The organism is Mycobacterium sp. E1747, from assembly GCF_001667775.1.
Taxonomy (GTDB): domain Bacteria; phylum Actinomycetota; class Actinomycetes; order Mycobacteriales; family Mycobacteriaceae; genus Mycobacterium.
In genome coordinates this window covers 1-4,183 of sequence record NZ_LZJI01000227.1, presented here as the reverse complement: position 1 = coordinate 4,183, position 4,183 = coordinate 1, and the positions used below count along the sequence as shown (strand labels likewise).

The window sequence follows — 4,183 nt, the reverse complement described above, 5'->3', positions numbered from 1 at the left end:
GGCGCCGGCGGAAGACCGGATGGTTGGCGCGCAGCGCCGACACCAGACGGGTGAACTCCAGCAGGCCGTTGTCCGCCTTCGACCAGTCGATCCAAGTGATCTCGTTGTCCTGGCAGTACCCGTTGTTGTTGCCGTTTTGCGTGCGGCCCAGCTCGTCACCGTGGCAGATCATCGGCACGCCCTGCGAGAGCAGGAGCGTGGTGAGGAAGTTGCGCTGTTGGCGGGCACGCAGCGCGTTGACGTCCGGGTCATCGGTGGGACCCTCCGCGCCACAATTCCACGACCGGTTGTGACTCTCGCCGTCGTTGTTGCCCTCGCCGTTGGCCTCGTTGTGTTTCTCGTTGTAGGACACCAGGTCTCGCAACGTGAACCCGTCGTGGGCGATGACGAAGTTGATCGACGCGACCGGGCGGCGACCGGTGTGCTCGTAGAGGTCGGCCGACCCCGATAGCCGGTAGGCGAACTCGTCGAGGGTCGACGGCTCGCCGCGCCAGAAGTCCCGGACCGCGTCGCGGTACTTGCCATTCCACTCGGTCCACTGCGGCGGGAAATTGCCCACCTGGTAGCCGCCCGGGCCGACGTCCCACGGCTCGGCGATCAGCTTGACCTGGCTCACCGTCGGATCCTGTTGCACCAGTTCGAAAAACGCCGCCAGCCGGTCCACGTCGAAGAATTCGCGAGCCAGCGTCGCGGCCAGGTCGAACCGGAAGCCGTCGACGTGCATCTCGATCACCCAGTAGCGCAGGGAGTCCATGATCAGTTGCAGCGCGTGGGGGTGCCCGACGTTGAGGCTGTTGCCCGTGCCGGTGTAGTCCATGTAGTAGCGCTTGTCGTCGTCGACCAGCCGGTAATAGGCGGGGTTGTCGATGCCGCGCATCGACAGCGTCGGCCCCATGTGGTTGCCCTCGGCGGTGTGGTTGTAGACGACGTCGAGGATGACCTCGATGCCCGCCTCGTGCAGGGTCCGCACCATGGCCTTGAATTCCTGCACCTGCCCGCCCGGCGAGGTGGCGCTGGAGTACTTGAAGTCGGGCGCGAAGAACCCGATCGTGTTGTAGCCCCAGTAATTCGACAGGCCCTTGTCCACCAACGTCGAGTCGTTTGCGAAGTGGTGCACCGGCATGAGCTCGATGGCGGTGACGCCGATGCTCTTGAGGTGCTCGATGATCACTGGGTGTGCGACGCCCGCGTAGGTGCCACGCAGTTGCTCGGGAATGTCCGGGTGGGTTTGCGTCAGGCCCTTGACGTGCGCCTCGTAGATGACCGTGTCGGCGTATTGATGGTCCGGCGGCCGGTCATTGCCCCAGTCGAAGTAGGGGTTGATCACCACCGACTTGGGCATGAACGCGGCCGAGTCTTCGTCGTTGCGGCTGTCCGGGTCACCGAAGTTGTAGCTGAACAGGGCCTGGTTCCATTCGAACGAGCCGTCGATGGCCTTCGAATAGGGGTCGACCAGCAGTTTGTTCGGATTGCACCGCAAGCCGTTCTGCGGGTCGTACGGGCCGTGCACGCGGTAGCCGTAGCGCTGGCCAGGTTCGATGTTGGGGATGTAGGCGTGCCAGACGAACCCGTCAACCTCCGGCAGCGCGACGCGGCTCTCGGTGCCGTCGGCGTCGAACAGGCACAGCTCCACCCGCTCGGCCACTTCGCTGAAGACGGCGAAATTGGTGCCCGCCCCGTCGTAGGTGGCGCCCAGGGGGTAGGCGCGGCCCGGCCACACCTCTCCGGTGGGTGTGGGGGCTACCGCTCCTGCGGCTTCTGCGGATGTCATGGCGCAATCAATACCCTACCGGGGCCTCGCCCAAACGGCAGTGCGGAAAGACTTGCGGTTAAACGGTTTTCAAGGCCGCAACATGACCTTGACCGCGCCATCCTGCTTCTTCTGGAAAATTTCATAGGCGTGCGGCGCCTGGTCCAGTGGCAGCACATGCGAGGCGAACGTGTCGACCCCGAGCGGGTCGTCGTCGGTCAGCAGCGGCATGATGTCGTCGACCCACCTCTTGACGTTGGCCTGGCCCATCCGCAGGGTCACCTGCTTGTCGAACAGGGTGAGCATCGGCAGCGGGTCGGCCATCCCGCCGTAGACGCCGATCAGCGATATCGTGCCGCCGCGGCGCACGACGTCGATGGCGGAGTACAGGGCGTGCAGCCGGTCCACGCCGGCGGTCTGCATGAGCCGCTTGCCAATGAAGTCCGGCAACATGCCGGTGGCCTGTTGGGCGAACTTGGCCGCCGGAGAGCCGTGCGCTTCCATGCCCACCGCGTCGATGACGGAGTCGGAACCCCGCCCGTCGGTCAGGTCCCGGATCGCGTCCCCAAGCGGAACATCGAGCCGACCCAGGTCGATGGTGTGGATGCCGCGCTGCGCGGCGCGGCCCAGGCGCTCGGCCACCAGGTCGACCGCGATCACCCGAAAGCCCAGATGATCGGCGATGCGTGCGGCCATGTCACCGATGGGTCCCAGGCCGAGCACGGTGACCGTGCCGCCGTCCGGGATATCGGCGTAAGCCACCGCCTGCCAGGCGGTGGGCAGCACGTCTGATAGGTAGACGAATCGCGAATCCGGCGGCCCCACCGGGACTTTGATGTGGCTGAACTGAGCCTGCGGTACCCGCAGCAGTTCGGCTTGCCCGCCGGGGATTTCACCGTAGAGCTCCGAGTAGCCGAACAGCGCGGCGCCCATGCCCTGCTCGCGCACCTGGGTGGTCTCGCACTGGGTGTAGAGGCGCTGGTCGCACATGTAGCAACTGCCGCAGGAGATTTGGAACGGGATGACGACCCGGTCCCCGACCCGCAAGTCGCCCGTTTCGCCGCCGACCTCACGCACGATCCCCATGGGTTCGTGCCCGAGGATGTCCCCCGGTTTCATGAAAGCGCCGAGAATCTCGTACAGATGCAGGTCCGACCCGCAGATGTTGGTGGAGGTGACTTCGATGATGGCGTCGGAGGGCTTCTCGATCTTCGGATCGGGCACCGACTCCACCCGCACATCGCGCTTGCCGTGCCACGTGACAGCCTTCATGTGCGTGGCACATACCCGCCATGCGCCCGCCGAAACGGGACGAACCGCGTCAGCGGTGCCGGCGCTTGAGGGGATGCTCGTTGTCGATCAGCGACTTCGCGATGTCGATGATCTTGGTGTTGGATTTCTGCGAGAGCCGGGTGAGCAGCTCGAACGCCTCGACCGCGTCGAGATTGAACCGCTCCATGATGATTCCTTTGGCCTGACCGATCATGTCCCGCGAGGCCAGGGCGCTGCGGAATTGGTCCTGACGGCGCAACATCGACCACGCCAGCGCGATGTGCGTCGCGAAAACGGCACCCAGCTCCACCGAGTCGTCGGGAAACGCGTACGGGGAGTCGGCGTAGAAGTTGAGTGCGGCCATGGTGTCGCGGTCCGTGAACAGTTCATAGGACAGGATGGACCGGATCGGGGTCTGCTCGATCGCGTATCGCCGGTACCGCGGCCATCGTTCGTCCTCGGCGAGGTCTTCGACGTGCATGATGTGGTGCCGCCAAGCGGCCTCCAGGCAGGGCCCCTGGCCGCAACGATTCTGGACGTCGTCCAACAGGATCGGATAGCGGTGCGTGGCGGCCACGTTGGTGACGGACTTGGTCCGCGAGGCTAGGGTGATGCCGGCGTACTGGCAGCCGGCGACGTGCGCGACACCGTTGCAGATGAGTTGGTTGAGCCCCGAAGCTATATCGGTTTCCTCGCGCTCGAGGTTGGACACCAGCTCGGCCAGCTGGGTCACTACTACCGCATTGCCGTCGTCCATGGCACCCCTCTCGAAGGGTCTGCCCCCGGCATCGAATCCCTGCAGGCTGCTTCCCGAGAGCCATGCCTCGTTCATTCAAGCGTGCGAAGGGCATTTCGGTGCGTCAACCCACAAAACGAAGTCTACGGGCCAGAATACGAAGCGCAACCCGCCGGCCCCCAGGGCCGTCGCGGCGCTGCGACGACCGCGGGATCATCTTCCGTCCCACTGGATACACGTAACGCGCTCGGAATAAACAGTTTTGGTCGCGGTCGCCGACTTTCATGCCGCGACGCACCCGATCTTCGGCGGCAAGCCGTCCTACACTCGGATTGGTGACCTCAATCGTGATCGTTGGCAGCGGCTTCACCGGATTCAGTTGCGCCCATCGTTTGGCCCGCATCCTGCGCCGACGGCGCGCGCAG

Annotated in this window: 3 protein-coding genes; all 3 read right to left on the bottom strand. The window is 65.0% G+C overall.

All coding sequences use genetic code 11. The features are described 5' to 3' along the window. Window positions 1–1,771 (bottom strand): glycogen debranching protein GlgX (gene glgX, locus A5695_RS23975; RefSeq protein ID WP_068088314.1); only part of this gene is annotated, 1,771 nt, incomplete at its 3' end. 69 nt (window positions 1,772–1,840) lie between these two features. Further along, window positions 1,841–3,022: a zinc-dependent alcohol dehydrogenase gene (locus A5695_RS23970; protein WP_068088311.1), complete on the bottom strand. Its 1,182-nt coding sequence runs from the start codon at window positions 3,020–3,022 to the stop codon at window positions 1,841–1,843. A 49-nt stretch (window positions 3,023–3,071) separates the two neighbouring features. Next, a complete protein-coding gene (locus A5695_RS23965) occupies window positions 3,072–3,779 on the bottom strand; it encodes a GAF and ANTAR domain-containing protein (RefSeq protein ID WP_068088308.1) in 708 nt (235 codons plus the stop codon). Between the last annotated feature and the right edge of the window lie 404 nt (window positions 3,780–4,183).

Excerpts from the sequence above, each read along its gene's own strand:
- A5695_RS23970 (WP_068088311.1), bottom strand. The coding sequence starts at position 3,022 with ATGAAGGCTGTCACGTGGCACGGCAAGCGCGATGTGCGGGTGGAGTCG.
- A5695_RS23965 (WP_068088308.1), bottom strand. The coding sequence starts at position 3,779 with ATGGACGACGGCAATGCGGTAGTAGTGACCCAGCTGGCCGAGCTGGTG.